20 protein-coding genes and 2 tRNA genes are annotated in these 23,152 nt (G+C 45.2%); 18 read left to right on the plus strand and 4 right to left on the minus strand.

What is annotated here, in order from left to right; genetic code table 11:
• The first annotated feature begins 44 nt into the window (after nt 1-44).
• From aroC to RTL34_RS08945, 7 genes are all read left to right on the plus strand, one after another.
• Nucleotides 45-1,148, plus strand: a complete 1,104-nt coding sequence (gene aroC, locus RTL34_RS08915) for a chorismate synthase (protein ID WP_312116309.1) — start codon at nt 45-47, stop codon at nt 1,146-1,148.
• A 75-nt stretch (nt 1,149-1,223) separates the two neighbouring features.
• Nucleotides 1,224-2,090, plus strand: coding sequence for a hypothetical protein (locus RTL34_RS08920; protein ID WP_312116311.1), 867 nt, complete (start codon nt 1,224-1,226; stop codon nt 2,088-2,090).
• A 121-nt stretch (nt 2,091-2,211) separates the two neighbouring features.
• Nucleotides 2,212-3,315 carry a 3-phosphoserine/phosphohydroxythreonine transaminase gene (gene serC, locus RTL34_RS08925; RefSeq protein ID WP_312116312.1) on the plus strand — a complete coding sequence of 368 codons (1,104 nt, stop codon included), beginning with the start codon at nt 2,212-2,214 and terminating at the stop codon, nt 3,313-3,315.
• Nucleotides 3,316-3,481: 166 nt separating this feature from the next.
• A complete protein-coding gene (locus RTL34_RS08930) occupies nt 3,482-5,353 on the plus strand; it encodes an extracellular solute-binding protein (protein WP_312116314.1) in 1,872 nt (623 codons plus the stop codon).
• A 13-nt stretch (nt 5,354-5,366) separates the two neighbouring features.
• Nucleotides 5,367-6,167: a hydroxyacylglutathione hydrolase gene (gene gloB, locus RTL34_RS08935; protein ID WP_312116316.1), complete on the plus strand. Its 801-nt coding sequence runs from the start codon at nt 5,367-5,369 to the stop codon at nt 6,165-6,167.
• Nucleotides 6,168-6,227: 60 nt separating this feature from the next.
• Entirely contained in the window at nt 6,228-7,277 is a 1,050-nt protein-coding gene (gene yejB / locus RTL34_RS08940) for a microcin C ABC transporter permease YejB (protein ID WP_160001464.1), read from the plus strand.
• Entirely contained in the window at nt 7,277-8,299 is a 1,023-nt protein-coding gene (locus RTL34_RS08945) for an ABC transporter permease (RefSeq protein ID WP_312116319.1), read from the plus strand. Before yejB ends, RTL34_RS08945 begins: the two co-directional genes overlap by 1 nt.
• A 1-nt stretch (nt 8,300) precedes the next feature.
• Here the strand turns inward: RTL34_RS08945 and vapC are convergent, their stop codons facing one another.
• Together vapC and RTL34_RS08955 are read right to left on the minus strand one after the other, a co-directional pair.
• Complete coding sequence (gene vapC, locus RTL34_RS08950; protein ID WP_172823564.1) at nt 8,301-8,711, minus strand: type II toxin-antitoxin system VapC family toxin; 411 nt, start codon at nt 8,709-8,711, stop codon at nt 8,301-8,303.
• Nucleotides 8,708-8,911 carry a type II toxin-antitoxin system VapB family antitoxin gene (locus RTL34_RS08955; protein ID WP_040403039.1) on the minus strand — a complete coding sequence of 68 codons (204 nt, stop codon included), beginning with the start codon at nt 8,909-8,911 and terminating at the stop codon, nt 8,708-8,710. Before RTL34_RS08955 ends, vapC begins: the two co-directional genes overlap by 4 nt.
• Nucleotides 8,912-9,052: 141 nt before the next feature.
• On the opposite strand from RTL34_RS08955, the gene RTL34_RS08960 reads away from it, so the two are divergent.
• The 4 genes from RTL34_RS08960 to tfpB all read left to right on the plus strand — a co-directional run bounded on the left by RTL34_RS08960 (nt 9,053) and on the right by tfpB (nt 14,234).
• On the plus strand, nt 9,053-10,699 hold the full coding sequence (locus RTL34_RS08960; RefSeq protein ID WP_312116323.1) for an ATP-binding cassette domain-containing protein: 1,647 nt from the start codon (nt 9,053-9,055) through the stop codon (nt 10,697-10,699).
• A 186-nt stretch (nt 10,700-10,885) separates the two neighbouring features.
• The gene (locus RTL34_RS08965; RefSeq protein WP_312116325.1) at nt 10,886-11,638 is read left to right on the plus strand and encodes an MFS transporter; all 753 of its coding nucleotides are present in this window, start codon (nt 10,886-10,888) and stop codon (nt 11,636-11,638) included.
• Nucleotides 11,560-12,354 carry an MFS transporter gene (locus RTL34_RS08970; protein ID WP_312116327.1) on the plus strand — a complete coding sequence of 265 codons (795 nt, stop codon included), beginning with the start codon at nt 11,560-11,562 and terminating at the stop codon, nt 12,352-12,354. The genes RTL34_RS08965 and RTL34_RS08970 overlap by 79 nt, the downstream gene beginning before the upstream one ends.
• Nucleotides 12,355-12,461: 107 nt before the next feature.
• The gene (gene tfpB / locus RTL34_RS08975; RefSeq protein ID WP_312116329.1) at nt 12,462-14,234 is read left to right on the plus strand and encodes a type IV pilus assembly ATPase TfpB; all 1,773 of its coding nucleotides are present in this window, start codon (nt 12,462-12,464) and stop codon (nt 14,232-14,234) included.
• Nucleotides 14,235-14,325: 91 nt separating this feature from the next.
• On the opposite strand, the gene RTL34_RS08980 is transcribed toward tfpB, so the two are convergent.
• Both RTL34_RS08980 and RTL34_RS08985 read right to left on the minus strand, forming a co-directional pair.
• Nucleotides 14,326-14,412, minus strand: a tRNA-Leu gene (locus RTL34_RS08980).
• A 178-nt stretch (nt 14,413-14,590) separates the two neighbouring features.
• Nucleotides 14,591-14,664 (minus strand) — tRNA-Cys (locus RTL34_RS08985).
• A 223-nt stretch (nt 14,665-14,887) separates the two neighbouring features.
• Between RTL34_RS08985 and folD the strand changes: the two genes are divergently transcribed.
• The 7 genes from folD (at nt 14,888) to RTL34_RS09020 (ending at nt 23,134) form a co-directional block, all read left to right on the plus strand.
• Nucleotides 14,888-15,757, plus strand: a complete 870-nt coding sequence (gene folD / locus RTL34_RS08990; protein WP_036589930.1) for a bifunctional methylenetetrahydrofolate dehydrogenase/methenyltetrahydrofolate cyclohydrolase FolD — start codon at nt 14,888-14,890, stop codon at nt 15,755-15,757.
• A gap of 177 nt (nt 15,758-15,934) precedes the next feature.
• Nucleotides 15,935-16,618, plus strand: coding sequence for a class I SAM-dependent methyltransferase (locus RTL34_RS08995; protein ID WP_062334721.1), 684 nt, complete (start codon nt 15,935-15,937; stop codon nt 16,616-16,618).
• 266 nt (nt 16,619-16,884) lie between these two features.
• Nucleotides 16,885-18,042 carry a beta-ketoacyl-ACP synthase III gene (locus tag RTL34_RS09000; RefSeq protein WP_312116334.1) on the plus strand — a complete coding sequence of 386 codons (1,158 nt, stop codon included), beginning with the start codon at nt 16,885-16,887 and terminating at the stop codon, nt 18,040-18,042.
• Nucleotides 18,043-18,162: 120 nt separating this feature from the next.
• Nucleotides 18,163-19,257, plus strand: a complete 1,095-nt coding sequence (prfA, locus tag RTL34_RS09005; protein WP_203172078.1) for a peptide chain release factor 1 — start codon at nt 18,163-18,165, stop codon at nt 19,255-19,257.
• Between the two features lies 1 nt (nt 19,258).
• Nucleotides 19,259-19,942, plus strand: a complete 684-nt coding sequence (locus RTL34_RS09010; RefSeq protein ID WP_076774067.1) for a phospholipase D family protein — start codon at nt 19,259-19,261, stop codon at nt 19,940-19,942.
• Between the two features lie 29 nt (nt 19,943-19,971).
• Nucleotides 19,972-21,519: a lysine--tRNA ligase gene (lysS, locus tag RTL34_RS09015; RefSeq protein WP_312116338.1), complete on the plus strand. Its 1,548-nt coding sequence runs from the start codon at nt 19,972-19,974 to the stop codon at nt 21,517-21,519.
• A gap of 262 nt (nt 21,520-21,781) precedes the next feature.
• Complete coding sequence (locus RTL34_RS09020; RefSeq protein ID WP_312116340.1) at nt 21,782-23,134, plus strand: S1C family serine protease; 1,353 nt, start codon at nt 21,782-21,784, stop codon at nt 23,132-23,134.
• Nucleotides 23,135-23,152: the final 18 nt, after the last annotated feature.

The raw sequence follows: 23,152 nt of genomic DNA on the forward strand, positions 1-23,152 counted from the left end.
TGATTTTATTTGCAAGCATTCATGAAATAGTAAGCGGAGCGTAAATGGCAGGCAATACCATCGGGCAAGTTTTTACCGTCACCACCTGTGGCGAATCACATGGCGCAGGACTTATGGCAATCGTTGACGGTGTGCCACCAGGGTTGCCTTTAACCGAAGCAGATCTGCAAATAGACCTGGATCGCCGCAAGCCTGGTACCTCAAAATTTGCGACCCAGCGCCGTGAAGACGATGCAGTTGAAATTATCTCTGGCGTGTTTGAGGGTAAAACGACAGGTACGTCTATCGGGCTTTTGATTCGCAATACCAACCAAAAATCCAAAGATTATAGCGATATTAAAGACACCTTTCGTCCCAACCATGCCGATTATACTTATAGCATGAAATATGGGTTTCGCGATTATCGTGGCGGTGGTCGCTCATCAGCGCGCGAAACGGCAATGCGAGTGGCAGCGGGCGCGATTGCCAAGAAATATTTGAAACAACGGCTAGGGGTAGAAGTTCGCGGTTATGTGACCCAGATTGGTGATGTGGTTGCCAAACAAATACCTGAAAATATGATTGATTGGGAATTTGTCAACAGCAACCCATTTTTTTGTGCGGATATAGATGCCTTGCCAAAGTTTGAGCAGCTGATTACCCAATGCCGTGAGCAAGGGACAAGTTGTGGCGCAAAGCTTACCATATTGGCATCGGGTGTGCCTGTGGGATTGGGTGAGCCTGTGTTTGACAGACTTGATGCGGATATCGCGCATGCGATGATGAGCATCAATGCGGTCAAAGGCGTTGAAATTGGCGATGGCATGGCAGTGGCGGGACAGTTTGGGCATGAATCTCGCGACGAGTTAACCTTGGACGGCTTTAATGCCAACCATGCCGGGGGAATTTTAGGGGGGATTTCATCGGGTCAGACGATTGTAGTAAGTATTGCGCTAAAACCTACTGCCAGTATCACCACGCCGGGTCAAAGCATTGATGTTCACGGCAATGCCGTAGAGATGCTAACCAAAGGGCGCCATGACCCTTGTGTCGGTGTGCGTGCTACGCCGATAGCAGAAGCCATGCTTGCCATTGTGCTGTTAGACCATTATCTGCGTCATCGTGGGCAAAATGCAGATGTCACTATGCCGCTCACCCCGATTGTATAATTTTTTAATAGGGGTATTTGGTTGCTATAAGGTTGCTACAATGCGTTGCCCCATTCAACTTGAGTTAACATTGGTATGACTGTGCCTGACCTTACCCTTGATGAGCAGCAGTACGATGCCTGGCAAAGCGAAATACTGGCGCAGATGGGTATTACACGTTGGGTGCGCCAAGATTGCCCTGTCAAAACGTTTGCTAATCTAGAAGATTTTGAGGTTGTTTCTTCCTATCAAGCGGTTGAGACGCTTGCTGCCATGCCACAGCAGTTACCACCAGCTCAAACTGGGTTAACGAGCGAACTTGCGCCCATTGATACAACGCCAGACTTCAATCATCCTGTTATTGCGGATGATGCCGTTGGGAGCGTAGCAGAATTACCCCCAACGAGTCTGGCAGATTTTCACCCGCATGATTTACCTTTACCCAACGATTTATCTTTACCCCATGATTCACCTTTAAAAAGCGACCCTGCGCCAAATAATGATAGGTACAGTGATGCAGGGCAGAGTGATGAGCTGTTCAATAATGAACAGCTCAATGATGAATTGCTCACTGCCAGTTTTGATGTGCAGGCGATAGTCGTGGGTGAGTGGACACTGGTGGTTGACAGTCATTTTTTGCAAACGGACAGCCGCCAACAGCAGTTATGGCAACAAATCATCAGTGGATTAAAAGCGTCAGTGCATTTTTTTAACTTTCCCTTGCTCACCGATAGCCAGCATTTACCCAAAGCCACGGTGCAATTAATGAGCAGCTACCCGATGGCAGTTGCAGGATTTTCGGGGTTTTTATACCGTATCAATCAAGGCAATCCCAAGGTGGGGGCATTGACACCATTGCCTGACTGTCTAGATGAACAACCGATACAGCGTCTGCCGTATCTGGTAGATATGCTCGATGATTATCGCTTAAAACGCCAACTTTGGCAGTTGCTATCAAGGTAAACCCAATAAGCCTCCGATTGATGACTTATCTTTATGATTCATCGACTAGCCATATTGTGGTAAAGTATTTTTTTATGTCATTTCACACGATAACATTTCACACGATAAAAAGGAACGTGCTATGAGTGTCAGCTTTGATCAACGTGTTGCTAACTTTTGTGCAGGCCCAGCATCTATGCCGACTGCAGTGCTGCAAAAAGCGCAAGCCGAATTGTTAAATTGGCAGGGCTCAGGCATGTCGGTGATGGAGATGAGCCACCGTAGCAGTGAATTTGTGGGCATTGCCTCAAAAGCCGAGCAGGATTTGCGCAAGCTGATGAACATTCCTGACAATTATAAAGTGCTATTTTTGCAAGGTGGCGCAAGCTTGCAGTTTTCAGCCATTCCATTGAATTTACTCAAAGGGGAGGCTGATTATTTAGACACCGGCATTTGGTCTAAAAAAGCCATCAGCGAAGCCAAACGCTATGAGCAAGCGGGGCTAGGCAAAATCAATGTCGTCGCTTCTGCCAAAGACAGCAACTATACTATTGTCCCTCCACGTGATAGCTGGCAACTTAATGACAACGCCGATTATTTCCATTATTGCCCCAACGAGACCATTAATGGCTTGGCGATGTTTGATGTGCCAGCGGTCAATGTACCCATCGTGGCGGATATGTCATCTTGCATCCTATCTAGCCCAATAGATGTATCAAAATTTGGACTGATTTATGCAGGTGCGCAAAAAAATATCGGTCCTGCAGGTTTGACACTTGTGATTGTCCGTGATGATTTGATCGGTCATGCCAACTTGGTTTGCCCAAGTATCTTGGACTATAAAAACCAAGCCGACAATGATTCGATGGTCAATACCCCCGCAACTTTTTCTTGGTATCTGGCAGGTTTGGTGTTTGAATGGTTGCTTGAGCAAGGGGGTGTCGAGGCAATCTATCAACAAAATTTGTTAAAAGCGCAAAAGCTGTATGAATTTATCGACCAAAGCGATTTTTATCAAAACCCTGTCAACAAAGACAACCGCTCAATCATGAATGTACCCTTCACCTTGGCAGATAGTCAACTTGATAAAACCTTCTTAGCTAAAGCCGACGAAGCAGGATTTTTAAATCTTAAAGGACACCGGTCAGTGGGCGGCATGCGCGCCAGTATTTATAACGCGATTGATTTGGCGACCATTGAAAAGTTAATCAAATTTATGCAGCAGTTTGAACAAACTAGCGTATAAAAAGATTTAACAATCATGCTACATTAAGACTTAACAGCTAAAATGCTTGTTAAGTCTTTTTTATAGTTGGCGGGTGTGGGGCATATGAGGGATAACAGCTAGCCATACCAAGGGTTTTTGAAAAATAGTTGAAGGGGTCATGGGGATGCAAGTGAAAAAAGACAGGATGATAAGACCAGCCCACTGGATGAGGGCAATCACTCGCCAAACATTCGGCAAAAAATACTGGGTGCTGGGCTTATTAGTGGTCGCGTCCGCTGCCAATACTACTATCATCACTGGCACATCTATCGCTCACAACAGCACCGCGCAATTTGCCAATGTTTCTCATTTACCGTATGCCAATCCCAACGCCCCCAAAGGCGGTGTGTTGAGCCTATCTGCCATCGGCACCTTTGACAGCATTAATAAATGGATTGATGTCGGTACGCCTGTGACCGGCACCGATTATTTGTTTGAAAGTTTGATGACAGGTTCGCTCTCTGAAGCGTTTGTGCAGTACCCACTACTGGCGGATAAAGTCACTTATGACCCAGATGACCCAAGCTGGGTTATTTATCACATCAACCCCAAAGCCTATTTTTGGGATGGCACGCCTGTGACGGCGCAAGATGTCAAAGCCAGTATGGATGCACTGCTCACAAAAGGCGTGATGAGTATGCGTAGCTACTTATCGGATGTCAAAGAAACGCAAGTGATAGATCGACAAACCGTCAAATTTATTTTTAAATCTAAAGACAACCAAGAAATCAAACTGACCGTCGCGCAAATGCCGATTTGGTCAAAAAAATCGATTGATGGCTATTTTGATAAAGTCGGACTGACGCCACTGATGGGCAGTGGCGCGTATAAAGTCGGCACAATCGATGCAGGACGCGCCATTACCTATGTGCGTGACCCCAACTATTGGGGCGCCAAACCTGAAGCGGGCGTGGTAGTGAATGTCGGTCGGTATAATTTTGACCAAATTAAGTATGTGTATTATCAAAACCCCGAAGTGGCATTTGAAGGCTTTAAATCCGGCGAATATTTTTTCCGTGCCGAAAACAAAGCGCGGACATGGTCGACGGGTTATAACTTTCCTGCCGTCAAAGCAGGCATGATCACCAAAGCGCAAATCGCCAATAACAACCCCGTACCGATGCAAGCGATTGTGATGAATTTGCGCCGACCGATTTTTCAAGATATTCGGGTGCGCCAAGCGATGACACTGGCGTATGATTTTGAATGGCTCAATAAAACCATGTTTTATGGGCAGTATGAACGCTTGCAAAGCTTTTTTCATGGGTCAGCGCTTGCCGCAACCGGCATGCCAACGCCCCAAGAGCTGGCGGTTATCAATCCGCTATTACCTGACCTTGAGCCCATTCAAACACAGGCTGTTTTAAGCGATTGGCAAGCCCCCAAATCAACTGGCGATGGATTTAATCGAGACAATTTATTAAAAGCGCGTCAATTGCTGCTACAAGCAGGTTTCAAATACCAAAATATGAAGCTATATCAGCCCAATGGTCAGCCCGCCAAACTGGAATTTTTATCCGCCGATGACAAGAATGCGCGCATTGTGTTGCCTTTTTTACGTAACCTGCGACGACTCGGGTTTGATGCCAGCTTTCGCCAAGCCGATGTCCCCCAGTACCTAGAGCGCACTCGCAGATACGACTATGACATGATTATCGATATGTTTGCCCAAAGTTTGTCACCTGGCGCCGAGCAAACCTATATGTGGGGCTCACAAGCCGCAGACGAAAAAGGCAACCAAAACTCAGCGGGTATCAAAAACAAAGCCATTGATGCGGTGATTGCCAAGCTCATAGTGTCGAAGAATCGTGACGATATTGTGCTATACAGCAAAGTATTAGACCGTCTGCTACGGGCGGGCTATTATGTCGTGCCAACTTATGGCAAGCATACTGACAATGTGGCGTATTGGAAATTTTATGAGCATGGGCCGCTGCCAAGCAATGCCATCGGCATCGATTATTGGTGGGCGAACAAAGATAAACAAGCACAAGTCATGCAGTATTTAGGAAAATAATTAGGAATAAAAAATGCTAAAAATCCACCCAATCCCGGCCTTCACTGACAACTACATTTGGGCGATGATCAATGATGAAATACAAGAAGTGATTATTGTCGATGCTGGCGATGCTGAGCCTGTTATAGAATTTGTCAACCGTGAAAATCTAACCATCACCCAAATATGGGTGACCCATCATCACAGCGACCACATCGGCGGCGTAACAGCATTGGCAAATGCGTTTCCAAACGCACAGATTTTTGCGCATGCCAATATTCACCCATTAATCAATGCCACACAGTTAATCCCTGTCGCTGAAGGGCGCGAATTAACCGCTTGGGGCAGTCCTGTGCAGGTGTGGCAGGTGGCAGGGCATACCGAAAATCATTTAGCTTACTTAGTGACGCTTGATAACCGTCTGCATATTTTTTGTGGAGATACGCTATTTCGCGCAGGTTGTGGCCGTGTTTTCACTGGCACGATTGAGACGTTGTTTGAAAGCTTTGACCGTTTTGCGCAGTTACATGACGATGAAGCGCTATTTTATCCTGCCCATGAATATACGCTATCCAATCTAAAATTTGCTCAGTTTATTGAGCCAAACAATCCTGCCATACAGAAAGCGATTGAACACGACAACCAGTTACGCAGTCAGAATAAGCCAACTTTGCCAACTTCATTAGCCGATGAAAAAGCCATCAATCCATTTATACGTGCAGTGATTGCACCCAGTGATGAAATGATAAACACCGTACAAACGCAGACAGGCATTGAGGATGACAGCCCGTTTGAGATATTTAAAGCCTTACGTCAACTAAAAAATAACTTTTAAGGGCAACAATTAAAGGTAACCATTAAGGCTAATAATGAGAGATAACAATGAGGGGTAACCATGGGCAAATATATTCTTAAACGGCTGTTATTAATCATCCCCACCTTGTTTTTAATCTTGCTCACCAATTTTATCATTGTACAAGCCGCTCCCGGAGGCCCTGTCGAGCAAAAAATATCCCAAATTGAAGCAGAACAAAAACACAGCTCAACCCAAACCCAACTGTCAACGACCACTTATCAAGGCAGTCGCGGTTTATCGCCCGACATGGTCGAGGCTATCAAAAAACAATACGGCTTTGATAAATCCGCGCCCGAGCGGTTTTGGCTCATGTTGACAAGCTATGCCAAGGGCGATTTTGGCACCTCATTTTTTAAAGGCAAACCGGTGTCACAGCTGATTTTGGATAAAATGCCTGTGTCGATTTCACTAGGACTTTGGAGTACGCTACTGATTTATTTAATCGCTGTGCCGCTAGGGATTGCCAAAGCCAGACGCCATAATTCACTAATGGATAAAACTACCGCGTTGCTGCTTGCTGTGAGTTATGCCGTGCCTGTGTTTGTGCTTGCGGTGGTGTTACTGGTGATGTTGGCAGGGGGGAGTTATTGGCAGATTTTTCCGCTGCAAGGCTTGGTGAGTGAGAATTTTGATAAGCTGTCCACGTTTGGCAAAATCAAAGATTATTTTTGGCATTTGGCATTACCCATCACCGCAAGCACGATTGGCGGGTTTGCGGGACTCGCATATTTGACCAAGTTTAGTTTTATGGAAGAATTAAACAAACAATACGTGCTGACGGCTCGCAGTAAAGGGTTAAGCGAAAAAAAAGTGCTATACGGTCACGTATTTCGCAATGCGATGATGATTATTATTGCAGGCTTGCCGTCGGCAATTGTAGGAATATTTTTTACCGGCAATTTTTTGATTGAAGTAATTTTTAATTTGGATGGTTTGGGACGACTGGGGTTTGAAGCGATTGGGCAACGCGATTATCCGGTGATTTTTGGCACGTTGTTTATTTTTACCTTGATGGGGCTGATTTTGCAGTTGATAAGTGATGTGACTTATCATCTCATTGATCCCCGTATTGATTTTGAGGGTCGCTAATGCTGATAAAACATCCTGTTTGGCAAGCCCGCATTCACCGCTTTCGGCGTAATCGGTTGGGATTTTTTTCGCTCATTATGTTTAGCCTGATTTTCCTTGCCTGCATGGGCGCAAACCTTATCGCCAATGACAAGCCGATGCTGGTCAATTACCAAAATCACTGGTATTTTCCCATCGTCAAATCTTACCCCGAAACCACCTTTGGCGGTGTGTTTGAAACCGAAGCCAACTACCAAGACCCTGTGGTCAAAGACCTAATCAACCAACATGGCTACATGATTGAGCCTGTGATACCGTTTGCCGACCAAACGCCAAGTGTCATGCGCTCGGTGCCTTTTCCTGCGCTGCCCAATGCCCAAAACTGGCTCGGTACCGACGACCAAGGTCGAGATGTGCTGGCGAGGGTATTGTATGGTTTGCGTGTATCGCTATTATTCGGGTTGGCGTTGACGGTGGCAGGGTCAATCATTGGCATTGCAGTAGGGGCGGTGCAAGGGTATTTTGGCGGCTGGACGGATTTGGTGGGTCAGCGGCTGATGGAAGTGTGGGGCGGTCTACCACAGCTGTTTATGATTATTATTTTGGTCAGTCTGTTTAGCCCAAGTGTGTTTGTGTTGTTTGGTTTGATGCTGCTCTTTGGCTGGATGGGGCTCGTTGGTCTGGTGCGTGCCGAGTTTTTGCGAGCGAGAAATTTTGATTATGTGCGGTCAGCAAAAGCGATGGGGGTGTCAGATGCCAAAATTATGTTTCGCCATATTTTGCCCAATGCGATGTCGTCGAGTCTGTCGCAGTTGCCGTTTATTTTGACGGCAAATATCACGGCACTCACCACGCTTGATTATTTGGGCTATGGCTTGCCTGCAGGTTCGCCATCTTTGGGGGAGCTAATCTCACAGGGAAAAGATAATTTGGATTCACCGTGGCTCGCTTTGGCAGGGTTTTTTAGTTTGACGATTGTGTTGTCGTTGTTGATTTTTATTGGGGAAGCGTTAAGAGATGCGTTTGACCCACGGCAGTCTTAAACTAACTAAAATTCAATGCAGAAATCAACCCAAAATGCTGAGTAAACGGAATAAAATCCCTATCGCAAAATAACAGGGGTAATTGATATTCAACGCAAAAACTAGCAATCATCACATCATTGGATTTACGAATGGTAATGCCTTGCTTGCGTAATTGGCGGTAATAATCAGCGTATTTAATCGCATTTTGTTGGTTCAAAATATCGTAACATAATAAACTATCAAGGGCATTTTTGGCTTGATTGTAGTCTGTATCAAGGCGAAAACCTTGCAAGATTTCCATCAAAATCACATCAAAAATCGCCACATTACTTGCCTCAAGTTGCGTGTCCAAAAAATCGGTGTGAGGTGTTGAATGACCGTTAAAATAGTCTATCCAAACGCTAGTATCAGCGATGATAGGCAAGTTCACGCTTCAACACCTGTTTTACGCATTTCGGCTAAGTCGCCTTCCCAGTGCAGTTTGCCCCGTAAGTCACGGATTTTTTGTTGTTGGCTTTTTTGCAAGAGTAGCTTTAGCCCTTGTTCGACGGCTTCTTTTTTAGTTTTAATGCCTGTGGCTTGTAGGGTCTGTTGCATTAGATTGTCATCTATTATGATGTTAGTTCGCATATCATTTCGCCTTTGTGTATGATTATTTAATATTATACATATTTTAATAAATAGTTAAAAGGATAAAAATATGAGTTCAGGTTTTGTGGCGGGGACGCTCGTGCATACGGATAAAAGTTTGACCATTCAAGGAAATGATAAATGAGCGAGTTACTCAAAGTCAAAGACCTAACAATCAAATCCGCCACCCAAACGCTGGTCGATAACCTATCTTATACCCTGCACACAGGCGAAACGCTCGCCATCGTTGGCGAATCAGGCTCGGGAAAATCCATCTCAAGCCTTGCTTTACTCGGACTACTGCCAAATAGCCTAAGTATCACAGGACAAGCGTATTTAACAGACAGCCAAACTGACCAAGCAATCAGTTTACCGATTGAAAGAAATAGCCTAAGCACCTATTCCAAAAGCAGAAAGCAAAACCAAAATGTCTTTCGCCAAATCCGTGGCAAACGCATCGGCATGATTTTTCAAGAGCCCATGACCGCCTTAAATCCTTTGCACACGGTGGGCAAACAAATCGCTGAATCGTTAAGTCTGGCTGGCGTGGCAAAAAAACACTGGCGACAGCGTACCCTAGAGCTGCTTTCCCAAGTCAACATTGCCAACCCTGAAAGCAAACTTGCGCGCTATCCGCACGAGCTGTCGGGTGGACAACGACAGCGTATCATGATAGCGATGGTACTCGCGCAAGACCCTGACATTATTATCGCAGACGAGCCAACCACTGCCCTAGATGTGACTTTACGCCATGAGATTTTGCGGTTACTGCATCGGCTAAAACACGAGCGCGGCATGGCGATGATTTTGATTAGCCATGATTTAAACCTTGTCAAACGCTACAGCGACAATCTCATCGTCATGCAACAAGGCAAAGTCATGGAGCAGGGGGCAACCCAAGCGATTTTTGACCATCCGCAGCAGAGTTATACTCGCTCATTGATTTATCAAGATTTTGGACAAAGTTTGCCCATCATTGACAATTCACCCAGTGTTTTGGAAGTTAAAGCGTTAACCATTGCTTTCCCCCAAAAAAACAATATATTGGGTCAAACCACCCAATGGTTTGAGGCGGTCAAAGGGTTAAATTTGACCCTTACTCAAGGGCAATCCTTGGGTATAGTGGGCGAGTCGGGGTCTGGCAAAACCACCACGGCTTTGGCACTCATCAAATTATTGGCTAATGCTATCAAGGTGCAAGGTCAGATTTTGCTGTCAGCCAATGCTCACATGACGGACGTTTTAGCGTTGTCGAATAAAGCCTTTTTGCCGTATCGCTCGGATATGCAAATGGTATTTCAAGATCCATATGCCAGTATCAATCCACGGTTTAGTGTGTTTGAGATAATTGAAGAAGGGCTAACCATTCAAGGTATGGCAAAAACGGAGCGTGAAAAAGCGGTATTAGCAGCCTTAGACACGGTGCGGTTGCCACGAGATTTTGTCAGCCGTTATCCGCATGAGCTTTCAGGCGGCCAGCGTCAGCGGGTGGCACTTGCGCGAGCGTTGGTGATGAAACCCAAAATTTTGTTACTCGATGAGCCCACATCGGCGCTTGATAGCAGCACCCAAGTGGCAATGGTCAAGTTATTGCGAGATATTCAAGCAAAATTTGGTTTAAGCTATATTTTTATCAGCCATGATTTGCAGGTGGTTAAGGCATTGTGCCAAACGATACTGGTATTGAAAAATGGCGAAACACAAGCGTATGATACGACAGACAATATCTTCACCCAACCACAAAATCACTATGTGACTGCCCTAATTGCGCACAGCAGTGAAAACTAGCGGATTTGCTGTCAAAACATTAGAAAGTTAACAATTATCGTGAACCACGTTGTTACGTAAGTTTGCTTGCTTATAGCCAATTTATCCTAGTCATTTAACCCTAGTGATTTTATTACAAGCAATTATATAGCTACTTGATTACATGCACTTCACTACAGCCCCTTTAGCAATTGTTAAAAGTTAACCATGCCAAATTCCATCATTACCGAAGACAAAAAGCCACAGCATGACCTATTTGCTATAGCTGCCTTAACCCCCGCGCAAACCAAATATTTGCCAATCGTGGTGGCAATCGCTTTGTTTATGCAAATTTTAGACTCAACGGTGCTCAATACCGCTTTGCCTGCGATGGCGCATGATTTAAATCAGCCTGCGTTATCAATGCAGTGGACAGTGATTAGCTATGCGCTCACTTTGGCAATTTTTACCCCGATTAGTGGTTTTATTGCCGATAAGTATGGCACTAAGACCACCTTTATGGTGGCAATTGGCGTGTTTACCGCAGGCTCGATGATGTGTGCGGTGTCACCAACCCTCAATAGCCTAATTTTTTCTCGCGTGGTGCAAGGATTGGGCGGTGCGATGCTCATGCCTGTGGGCAAGTTAACGCTGATTAAAAGCTATCCGCGAGAACGTATGCTGTCGGTGATGAATTATGCGGTGATGCCTGCGATGATTGCGCCAGTGATTGGGCCTTTGGTCGGGGGGTATTTGGTGGAGCTGGCAAGCTGGCATTGGATTTTTTTGATTAATATTCCCATGGGGGCATTGGGGATGTGGGCAGGGTGGAAACTGATGCCCAACTATCTACAGCGCAATCCCAGTATGGATTTGCTTGGGTTTTGCTGTTTGGTGGCGCGATGGCAAGCTTTACCTTTGCGCTCGAGTTTGCCAATAATATTCATGCCGATAATCTGGCTTCAGCGGTTTTTCCCGTGATGGTTGCTTTATTGGCGATTATGCTGCTCATTGGCTATTATTATCATGCCAAATACTCAGAATCGCGTAATGGGCAACAACCGCTATTTGGCTTGGATTTGTTTCAAGTGCGTACCTTTCGGGTGGGCATTGTTGGCAATTTGCTGACCCGTTTGGGGATGAGTGCGATTCCTTTTCTACTGCCGCTACTGCTGCAAGTGGTGCAGGGTTATTCGCCGTCACAAGCGGGTTGGATGTTGGCACCGATTGCGGTGGGCGCGCTGTTGACCAAGCCGCTGGTCACGCGTATTGTGAAGCGATTTGGCTATCGTAGAACATTGGCGGGCAATACCTTGTTGATTGGGGTTAATATCATGCTGCTATCACAACTCAATCAAACCACGCCGATTTGGCTAAGTGTGCCATTTTTGACTTTTATGGGGGCGTGTAATTCGCTACAATTTAGCACGATGAACACCATCAGTATCGCACGGCTTCGCCCAAGTCAAACCAGCAGTGGCAATAGTTTATTGTCCGTCAACCAACAGTTGGCGATTAGTTTTGGGATTGGCTTTGGGGCGATGCTGTTACATTTACTGACGCCCGCTCGCGCCTCGCTGGCACAGACGCAAACCGCGTTTTCATACAGTTTTATCATATTGGGTATCATGACGATTTTATCTGGGCTGTATTTTTTGCGATTGCACCGATTTGATGGCAAAGGACTATACCAGTAGTCGGCCTTATATTTCACTCATTTTTATGATAATTTTAATCCTTTAACCCGATTGTCCCTAATTGACCCTAATTGCTATTCTATTGGCGCAATCGTTTTGGAAACCCTATGCTATCCCATGCTTTTTCAATGATAATTGATACCCGTTGGTGTCTTAATGAACTGCTAAAAGATGGCGTCATTGACCAACGTGATTATAATTTGGTGATGACCCATAACCGCAAAACCTTGCATCCCCTGCAAGTGATTGCAGGCTTTCATCTAGTCGATAAAACCACGCACATGGCGCTCAGTCTGGACCAGCTCAATCGCTGGTTGGCACAAAAAGCAGGCGTTGATTATGTACGTATTGACCCGCTGAAAACCGATGTGCCCTCAGTGACATCGATTATGTCATTTGAATATGCGCGCTCGCAGCACATTTTGCCAGTCGCCGTCACCCAAGATACGGTGGAAATCGGTACTGACCAGCCATTTTATCAAGATTGGCAGCTCAATATTGCGCATATCGTGTCGCCCAAAAAAATCAAAACCGTATTAATCAGTCCCGAGCAAATCAACCGCTATCGCCAAGAATTTTATCAAGTCACCAAAGCCATTGCCGGGGCAAACCATCAGCAAAAACGCGCGGATGCCGATATCACCAATGTCGAAGCGTTATTACAACTGGGCAATGCCGCCAATATTGAAAACCCCGATGCCAATGACCAACATATCGTCAAAATTGTCGATTGGTTATTACAGTACGCTTTTGACCAACGTGCCAGTGACATTCACTTAGAGCCGCGCCGAGATAAAAGCAACGTGCGTTTTCGTATCGATGGTATTTTGCATACCGTTTATCAAATGCCGACTGGGATTATGACCGCGGTAGTGGCTCGGATAAAAATTTTAGCAAGACTCAATGTCGCTGAAAAACGTAAACCGCAAGACGGACGGCTCAAAACCCGTACCCCCAAAGGTCAAGAAACCGAGCTGCGGCTATCGACACTCCCGACTGCATTTGGCGAAAAGTTGGTGATGCGGGTATTTGACCCAGAAGTACTGGTGCGCTCTTTTGAACAGTTGGGGCTGACAGGGCGAGATTTGCAAAAATGGGATGACATGACCCGTAAAGCCAATGGTATTATTTTGGTCACAGGTCCGACAGGCTCGGGTAAAACCACGACGCTGTATAGTACCCTCAAAAAACTGGCGACAGAAGAAGTCAATGTCTGTACCATCGAAGACCCCATTGAGATGGTAGAGCCGTCGTTTAACCAAATGCAAATTCAAAACAATATTGATTTGACCTTTGCTGACGGTATTCGCTCATTGATGCGTCAAGACCCCGATATCATCATGATTGGCGAGATTCGTGATACCGAGACCGCAGAAATGGCGGTACAAGCCTCGCTGACTGGGCACTTGGTGTTATCGACTTTACATACCAATGATGCACCCAGTTCGTTAACAAGGCTACATGATTTGGGCGTTGCGCCGTTTTTAACCTCAGCGACTATCTTAGGCATCATGGCACAGCGTTTGGTGCGTACCCTTTGCCCACATTGTAAATCCAATAAGCCCATGAATGACATTGAGCAGCAGACTTGGCAGGCGTTAGTCAGTCCTTGGAAAGCCGTAGCCCCAGATACCATCAATCATGCCGTGGGCTGTGAACACTGTCGTAATACCGGGTATCTTGGGCGAGTGGGATTGTATGAAATCATGGTGCTTAGTAATGCGCTTAAAAAATTGATTAGCGAAGGCGCTGACTTGTCGCAAATCGCGCAAAAAGCCTACCAAGATGGGTTGCAGCCGTTAAGACTGGCAGGCGCGAAAAAGATTGCTGAAGGTATTACCACGTTTGAAGAAGTGATGAGAGTGGTGCCGTTAAATTAGGCAGCTAAACATTATTTGAAAAATGACAAGTAAAAATTAAAAAATAACCGGCAACAAAAAAGCCTAAACGTAAAAGTTTAGGCTTAATCAATGGTGCCCGGGGCCGGACTTGAACCGGCACGCTCGTAAGAGCGAGGGATTTTAAATCCCTTGTGTCTACCAATTTCACCACCCGGGCAGGGTAGTCACAGCACTGACGCTTGGCGTCGTGTGGTGTCTGTGTCAGAAGTGGGTGCTATTATAATCAGTTTTGTTAACTTTGCAAGCAATTTTTTACGATATTTTTTCGCGTTTATTGCTGACTCATAATAACAAAACACCCATAATAATAAAACAATAGTACCGCAAAATGAAAATGGAGGCTGAGGCCGGAATCGAACCGGCGTCCGCGGATTTGCAATCCGATGCATGGCCACTGTGCTACCCAGCCATTTCATTTAGGTTTGCTATGATAGCAAAAATTTTTAAAAGTGCAAGGACTTTTTTAGCCATTTGAGCAATGTAATGAAGGATGGTGAAGGGTATTAGAGCGCTAAATTAGCGGTTAAACATTTTCAATGGATGTTATCACACCGCAAAATCGGTTAAAATAACGCAAATTTTTTGCTAACCAACTTTTTGTTGACCGATTCGTTATTGATTGAGGAACCACCATGACTGCGACAGTGTTAGATGGCAAAGCGTATGCCAAACAAATGGAAGCTGAACTTGCCGAGCGGGTTGCCAAGTTAAAACAAGACTCTGGACGCACGCCGATTTTGGCAACGATTTTGGTGGGTGATGATCCTGCCTCTGCAACTTATGTCAAAATGAAGGGCAATGCCTGTCAACGTGTGGGTATGGATTCTTTAAAAGTTGCCATGCCACAAGCCACCACCACCGAGCAACTATTGGCAAAAATTGCCGAGCTTAACAACAATCCAGACGTGCATGGGATTTTGCTACAACACCCTGTGCCCAGCCAAATTGATGAGCGTGCCTGTTTTGATGCCATTGCACTGGCAAAAGATGTGGATGGCGTGACTTGTTTAGGGTTTGGCAATATGGCGATGGGTGAGCCTGCGTATGGTTCTTGCACCCCGCAAGGTATTATGTATTTATTAGAGAAAAACGGCGTTGAGCTTGCTGGTAAGCATGCGGTGGTCGTAGGTCGTAGCGCGATTTTGGGTAAACCGATGGCGATGATGCTATTAAACGCCAACTGTACCGTGACCATTTGCCACTCACGTACCCAGAATTTGGCAGAATTGGTCAAACAAGCGGATATCGTGGTGGGTGCTGTGGGCAAACCAGAACTTATCAAAAAAGATTGGATTAAATCGGGCGCTGTTGTGGTCGATGCAGGGTTTCATCCGCGTACCCATGCGGATGGTACGAGCGGTGGCGTGGGTGATATTGAGCTGACAGGTATCGAAGCTATTGCCTCAAGCTATACCCCAGTGCCCGGTGGCGTAGGTCCAATGACCATCAATACACTCATCCGTCAAACGGTAGAAGCGGCAGAAAAAGCAGCAGCAAAATAATGGGTTTGAATTAAAAAAGGAAGTGTTTAAAGCTTCCTTTTTTTGTGCATTTTTTTTGTATTCATTTTTTCACTATGACTCATGACTGGAAATCTTTACGTGACTGATGCTGAAACTTCCGCTTATAAAACGTCCCCCTATAAAACTTCAACGCCATCAAATGCTTCTGACGCGTCAATCGTTTTTCATCGACTGATTACCGCATTGCAGCAAGTGTTGCCTAGCGCTAATCTTGCCAAGACATATGTGCCGTTACTATCTAAGCCGAATCAACCTTTTTATTTATGGCTCATTGATGCAGATTTTTGTCATGAAGATTTGACGCCAACGGTGATAGAAAATCTGTGGAATAATTGTCCATATTGGGTGTTTGCATGGGCGTCAGGGCAAGTGTTGGCGCAGTATATTTTGCAGCAGCCACAGATGGTGCGCAATAAAGTGGTGATGGATTTTGGCGCAGGGTCGGGGATTGTCGGTATTGCCGCAAAAATGGCCGGTGCCAAACGAGTCATTTGCTGTGATATCGATAGCGTGAGCCTAACTAGCTGCCAAGCCAATGCGCAATTAAATGGGGTAACGGCTGAGCTGCTAGATAATTTATTCGAGTTAAAACAGCAATTTGGCATGGATAAAGTCGATGTGCTGTTGGTCGCGGATGTGCTGTATGACAAAGCCAATTTGCCATTATTAGATGTGTTCTTACAATACGCGCATGAGGTTTGGGTCGCTGATAGCCGCGTCAAAAACTTTGCTCACCCGCGCTACCACAAGGTAACGACGTTAGATAACACAACCACTTTGCCCGATATGGACGAAGCCAAGCAGTTTAACCAAGTAGTGCTTTATCGCAGCACCGATTGACCCAGACAGTAGCAGGGATACAGTAGTATGGAGTGTATGTTCGCAAAAAACCCTCGCCTTTGTTTTCTGTACCTTTAAGGCTATGAAATAATTTGTAACATAGTTATCGCATTATCGCTATTTTCAAGGCATAATAAGCCACACCCCTATTTTTAATCATCTGTTTGTTCAATACCATCCCCGATGGCATGCATCGCGGCATTATTATTGATAACAACAGCTAGATGATTACCTTGCCGTTTTACGTTTAGAAAAGGAATCCTAATATGAGTATTTGTATCACTGCCACAGGATTATACACCCCGCCTTACAGCATCAGTAACGAAGAGTTGGTCACTACTTTTAACCAATACGTTGACAACTATAATGCCAAAAATGCCGATGCCATCACCCGTGGTGAGAAGACGGCACTCGTGCATTCGACGGCTGAATTTATCGAAAAAGCCTCAGGTATCAAATCTCGCTATGTGATGGAAAAAGACGGAATTTTAAATCCAGATATCATGGCGCCTGTGATTCCTTATCGCAAGCTTGGCGAAGAGATGTCCATCATGGCAGAAATGGGTCTAGATGCACTCAAACAAGCACTGGACAATGCAGGTCTACAAGGTAAAGACTTAGACGGCATTATTGTTGCTTGTTCAAACTTTCAGCGCGTGTATCCTGCCATCGCCATCGAAATCCAACAATACATTGGTATGCAAGGCGGTTTTGGCTTTGATATGAACGTCGCCTGTAGCGCAGCAACCTTTGGTATCGCCCAAGCGGTCGGTCTGATTAAAGCTGGCACTGCCAAACGTGTCGCTATGGTCAATATCGAAATCACCTCAGCGCACCTCAACTGGCGCAACCGTGACAGCCACTTTATCTTTGGCGATGTGGCAACCGCGACGATTATCGAAGAGATTGACGAAAAAACAGCCACACCCAAAGGCTATGAAATTTTAGATAGTCATCTGTTTACCCAGTTTTCAACCAATATTAAAAATGAATACGGCTTTTTGGATCGCAGTGAATTCTTAGCCGCTGGCACACCGATGTATCCTGATATCGACGCACCTGTGACCGACAAATTGTTCTTGCAAGAAGGTCGCAAAGTATTTCGTGAAGTATGTCCTGCCGTGTCCAATTTAATCCTTGAACTGCTCCATAAAAACCACATTGAGCCCAAACAGCTCAAAAAAATGTGGCTGCACCAAGCCAATGCCAACATGATTGATTTGATTTTACGCACCGTATTGGGCAAAGAAGCGGATAAGTCGATTGCGCCTATGGTACTGGCGGAATATGCCAATACCAGCTCAGCCAGCCCTATGATTGTGTTTCACAAGCACCAAGAAAATATGCAGTCAGGTGATTTGAGTGTGATTTGCTCGTTTGGCGCAGGTTACTCAATTGGGGGTGTGTTGGTCAAAAAAGTCTAAGCTTTTTATTGTCTCTCACGAAACCCATGCAAATCCCCCCAAAATGTGGCAAAATATCCGATTATTTTGCCATTTTTATTTTTAAGCCCTAAATTAAGCCAAAACTTTTAAGCCATCATTATGAAAGAATCCTTACGTTTTCGCCTTGACCAAATGTCTGACCGTTTCGAAGAAGTCACCGCCATGCTGTCTGAGCCAGAAACCATGAATGACAACAAAAAATTCCGTGAATTATCGGTTGAGCACAGTGATTTATCCGCATTGGTCGATGTCTGGGGCAAATACCGCCAAGCGGAAGAAGATTTGGCAACCGCTGAAGAAATGCTGTCAGATTCAACGGGCGATGGCGACATGAAAGAAATGGCGCAAGAAGAAATCCAAGCCGCCAAAGACACCATCAATGAGCTTGAAGACGTGCTCAATGTGATGATGCTGCCTAAAGACCCGAATGATAAAGTGCCTGCCTTCTTGGAGATTCGAGCAGGGACGGGCGGCGATGAAGCGGCAATTTTTAGCGGGGATTTGTTCCGTATGTATGAGCGTTATGCGGCAACCCAAGGTTGGACAGTGGAAGTATTGTCTGAGAACGAAGGTGAGCATGGCGGCTATAAAGAAATCATCAGCCGTGTATCGGGCACGGGTGTGTATGGTCGCTTAAAATTTGAGTCGGGCGCACACCGGGTGCAACGGGTGCCAGAGACTGAAAGCCAAGGACGGGTGCATACTTCGGCTTGCACGGTCGCGGTGATGCCAGAGATTGAAATTGATGATACCGTCGATATCAACCCTGCTGACTTGCGTATCGATACTTATCGTGCCAGTGGGGCAGGTGGTCAGCATATCAATAAAACCGACTCTGCGGTGCGTATCACCCATATTCCAACAGGCACGGTGGTTGAATGTCAGCAAGAGCGTAGCCAACACGCCAACCGCGATAAAGCCATGAAAATGCTGGTATCCAAAATTCAGCAAGAAAAAGTACAAAAACAAATCGATGCGTCAAGCGATATGCGTCGCAATTTGGTCGGTAGTGGTGATCGCTCGGAGCGCATTCGCACTTATAATTTTCCCCAAGGGCGGATGACCGACCACCGTATTAATTTAACCTTGTACAAACTCGATGCCATTATGCAGGGTGACTTAGATGAGCTTCTCGACAGCCTACTGCGTGAGCACCAAGCTGACTTGATGGCATCGGTGAGTGGGGAAGAATAAGATGGCAAAATTTTTAAATACCAGTGGTACTACTTACCATTTGGAAGAACTCATCAAAAAGTCATCTGACCGTTTAATTTTAATTAGCCCTTATCTTAAATTAAATGAACGAATTAAAGAGTTACTTGAAGATAAAAATCGTTTAAAAATTGATATTCGTATCGTATATGGTAAGAGCGACTTGCAACCTGAAGAAATTAATTGGCTCAAAAATTTAACGTTCATTCGAACCAGTTTTTGCAAAAATTTGCATGCCAAATGCTACATGAACGAGAATGAATGCATTATCACAAGTTTAAATTTATATGAATTTAGCCAAATCAATAACAATGAAATGGGCATTTTAATCGCTCGTGATGCAGATAATCAGCTATATAGCGATGCATATGAAGAAGCACAGCGTATTATTCGTATTAGTGAAGAAGTGAGAATGTCAGTTGACAAGGTAAATGAAATGTCAACGACATCAGAAAATAAAGAGTATGGCAAAATAACGATTGCTAAATTAGCGAGTCAGTTGGGTATGAAAACCCCAGAACTCTCTGCCAAAATGATTGAAAATGGTTATTTACAAGAAATTGCAGGCGAATTGCGTTTGACTCAACTTGGTAGTGAAAAGGGTGGTGAAGAAAAACGCGGCAAGTTCGGTATTTTTACCATTTGGCATAAAAATTTTAACTTTTGATAGCGTAACTAAAATTGTGGGAAAACATCATGTCACAGCAAAACCAAACTGAAAATGCAGCAACCGAAGCGCATGTGGAAGACAGCCAAGACGTCAATGAACTTATCAAACAACGTCACAGCAAATTAGATTTAATCAAACAAGCAGGCAAAAACCCTTACCCAAACCAATTCAAACGCAAAGAATATGCCCAAGACTTGCAGCAGCAATTTGCCGATAAAGACAAAGAAACATTGGCAAACAGCGATAAAGTCATGGTGACAGTCGCCGGTCGTATCATGCTCAAACGGGTGATGGGTAAAGCCAGCTTTGTGACCATTGCCGACATGACAGGGCGTATCCAAGCCTATGTCAGCAAAAACGACTTGGGCGAAGAGATTTATAATGACTTTAAAACATGGGATATCGGTGACATTATTGGTGTGACAGGTTATGTATTTCGTACCAACACCGGTGAATTATCTGTGCATGCCACCGAAGTACAGTTATTGACCAAATCACTACGCCCACTGCCAGACAAATTTCATGGGTTAAGCGACACTGAGGCTCGCTATCGTAGCCGTCATCTTGATCTGATGACCAATGAAGACAGCCGTAACGCCTTTATTATCCGTAGTAAAGTCATTGCTGGTATTCGTGAGTATATGCTAAATGAGCGTTACATGGAAGTCGAAACCCCGATGATGCACGTCATTCCAGGCGGTGCGGTGGCTCGTCCATTTGTCACCCATCATAATGCGCTTGATATGCCGCTTTTTTTACGCATTGCGCCAGAACTGTACTTAAAACGTCTAGTCGTGGGTGGTTTTGAGCGGGTGTTTGAGATTAACCGTAACTTTCGTAACGAAGGGGTATCGGCGCGTCACAACCCAGAATTTACCATGATTGAGTTTTATCAAGCCTATGCCGATTATGAAGATTTGATGAAACTGACCGAGGATATGTTTGAAAAACTGGCAAACGATATTTTAGGTACCACGGAGATTGATTATCAAGGTGAAGCAATTAGTTTTAAAGCACCATTTGAACGCTTGCCAATGACCAAAGCGATTGAAAAATACGCGGATAATTTCGACATGAGCAAAATCGCAGACCGTGATTATCTAGCGGATTATGCCAAAAACGTACTCAAACAAGACGTTAAAGACATCTTTGGGATTGGCAAACTGCAAACCATCATCTTTGAAGAAACCGCAGAAACCAAACTGCGTCAACCAACCTTCGTCACAGAATATCCTGCCGAAACTTCACCACTAGCACGCCGTAACGATGACAATAGCGAGATTACTGACCGTTTTGAACTATTTATCGGCGGGCGTGAAATTGCCAACGGCTTTAGCGAGCTCAATGACCCAATCGACCAAGCCGAGCGGTTTAAACAACAAGTGGCTGAGAAAGACGCAGGCGATGATGAAGCGATGCATTATGATGCAGAGTTTATTGAAGCATTGTCCTATGGCTTGCCACCGACTGCAGGTGAGGGCATCGGTATTGACCGTTTAGTGATGTTATTTACCAATGCACCGAGTATTCGTGATGTGATTTTGTTTCCGCATATGCGTCGCAAAGACGTCTAAAAAATGCCAATATAGCATTAATATAGCGATAGCTTTCAAAACCGCAGTCACCATAATGACTGCGGTTTTTTTATGATAATCCAGTCCTCAACAAAGCCAGCCATCATTGAATATAATAATGAAGCCAGTAATATCAAAGATATCTTTTGAAACAAAACTAATAAAAAATCGGCTCAACTCACCAAATAATCAGTGTTAGACTAAACTGTATTTTTCGCTCAAACCCGTCTATTTTCTGACCTATCGTTGAGAAACGTTGACTATGACAGACCCCCGTTCAGACAAGCCTTTGGAAACCCCACCTGTTTTGCCGCCTACGTATCGTAAACCTAACAAATTTACTCTAATACTACCCTGGATTTTGTTACTACTAGTGCTGTTGGCGGGCTTGTGGATGATGACCAAGCCACAGTTGCCTTGGCAAAAAAATCAAGCGGTGGTAGCCAGTCAGCCCGGGTGGCAGCCGCCGAAATCTGAGCCTGTCGATACCAAAAAACTCGGTGAAAATCCAAATGCTGCGGTGGCATCTTATCACAATGCTGTCGCTGTCGCTGCCCAGTCAGTCGTCAATATCTATACCACGCAAAAAATCGAGGAGCATCCCTATATGAATGACCCGATGATGCGCCGCTATTTTGAATATCACGGTATCCCCAATGGCGAGAGCGATAATACCAATTTAGGCTCGGGTGTCATTATTTCGCAAGATGGCTATATCGTCACCAACTCGCATGTGATTTCTAAAGCCGATAACATTATCGTGATGCTCAATGATGGTCGCAAGGCAACGGCAAAAGTCATCGGCAATGATGTGGAAAGTGATTTGGCGGTGATTAAGGTTGATTTGACAGGGCTGAAACCCTTAGGATTTCGTGAACAGTCGACCCAAGTGGGCGATGTGGTGTTGGCAATTGGCAACCCATTTGGGGTCGGTCAAACTGTCACCCAAGGTATTATCTCGGCAACAGGTCGCACGGGACTGGGTATCAACACAGTGGAAGATTTTATCCAAACCGATGCCGCTATTAATCCCGGTAACTCAGGGGGTGCGCTGGTCGATGCTTATGGTCAGCTGGTTGGTATCAACACCGCGATTTTTTCACGCTCGGGCGGCTCGATGGGCATTGGGTTTGCCATTCCTACCGAGATTGTTAAGCTTGTGATGAATGGCATTATTAAAGATGGTAAAGTGCACCGCGGCTGGCTTGGGATCGAATTACAAAGTTCGATGAAAGACCCAACCAAGCTAGGTGATGACACGCAGGGCGTTGAAGTGATGAACGTGATGCGTGATGGTCCTGCCGCCAAAGCGGGCTTGCAAAAAGGGGATATCATCACCGCGATGGATAATAAACCTGTCAATGATGCCAACACGCTGATTCAATTGGTCGCACGTAAAGCACCCAACAGTGTGGTCAATCTACAAGTGATGCGTAATAAAGCGCAAAGTAGCGTCAATGTGACCCTAGGCGAAAGACAACCCCAAGAGACTTTGACCGAGCTACCCACGTCACAAAACTTTGACCAAAATAATGACAGCGCTAATCAAAATGGCACCACCAATGAGGATGACATTCGAGCAGAGTTAATGGAATTACTGAAAAAACATCATTAAACGTTATTCAAAACTTCA

Origin of the sequence: Moraxella sp. CTOTU47915, from assembly GCF_031986685.1 — a bacterium.
Classification (GTDB): Bacteria; Pseudomonadota; Gammaproteobacteria; order Pseudomonadales; family Moraxellaceae; genus Faucicola; species Faucicola tetraodonis.

Coding starts and splice junctions, on each gene's coding strand:
- aroC (WP_312116309.1), top strand. CDS start 45: ATGGCAGGCAATACCATCGGGCAAGTTTTTACCGTCACCACCTGTGGC.
- RTL34_RS08920 (WP_312116311.1), top strand. CDS start 1,224: ATGACTGTGCCTGACCTTACCCTTGATGAGCAGCAGTACGATGCCTGG.
- serC (WP_312116312.1), top strand. CDS start 2,212: ATGAGTGTCAGCTTTGATCAACGTGTTGCTAACTTTTGTGCAGGCCCA.
- RTL34_RS08930 (WP_312116314.1), top strand. CDS start 3,482: ATGATAAGACCAGCCCACTGGATGAGGGCAATCACTCGCCAAACATTC.
- gloB (WP_312116316.1), top strand. CDS start 5,367: ATGCTAAAAATCCACCCAATCCCGGCCTTCACTGACAACTACATTTGG.
- yejB (WP_160001464.1), top strand. CDS start 6,228: ATGGGCAAATATATTCTTAAACGGCTGTTATTAATCATCCCCACCTTG.
- RTL34_RS08945 (WP_312116319.1), top strand. CDS start 7,277: ATGCTGATAAAACATCCTGTTTGGCAAGCCCGCATTCACCGCTTTCGG.
- RTL34_RS08955 (WP_040403039.1), bottom strand. CDS start 8,911: ATGCGAACTAACATCATAATAGATGACAATCTAATGCAACAGACCCTA.
- RTL34_RS08960 (WP_312116323.1), top strand. CDS start 9,053: ATGAGCGAGTTACTCAAAGTCAAAGACCTAACAATCAAATCCGCCACC.
- RTL34_RS08965 (WP_312116325.1), top strand. CDS start 10,886: ATGCCAAATTCCATCATTACCGAAGACAAAAAGCCACAGCATGACCTA.
- RTL34_RS08970 (WP_312116327.1), top strand. CDS start 11,560: ATGGCAAGCTTTACCTTTGCGCTCGAGTTTGCCAATAATATTCATGCC.
- tfpB (WP_312116329.1), top strand. CDS start 12,462: ATGCTATCCCATGCTTTTTCAATGATAATTGATACCCGTTGGTGTCTT.
- folD (WP_036589930.1), top strand. CDS start 14,888: ATGACTGCGACAGTGTTAGATGGCAAAGCGTATGCCAAACAAATGGAA.
- RTL34_RS09000 (WP_312116334.1), top strand. CDS start 16,885: ATGAGTATTTGTATCACTGCCACAGGATTATACACCCCGCCTTACAGC.
- prfA (WP_203172078.1), top strand. CDS start 18,163: ATGAAAGAATCCTTACGTTTTCGCCTTGACCAAATGTCTGACCGTTTC.
- RTL34_RS09010 (WP_076774067.1), top strand. CDS start 19,259: ATGGCAAAATTTTTAAATACCAGTGGTACTACTTACCATTTGGAAGAA.
- lysS (WP_312116338.1), top strand. CDS start 19,972: ATGTCACAGCAAAACCAAACTGAAAATGCAGCAACCGAAGCGCATGTG.
- RTL34_RS09020 (WP_312116340.1), top strand. CDS start 21,782: ATGACAGACCCCCGTTCAGACAAGCCTTTGGAAACCCCACCTGTTTTG.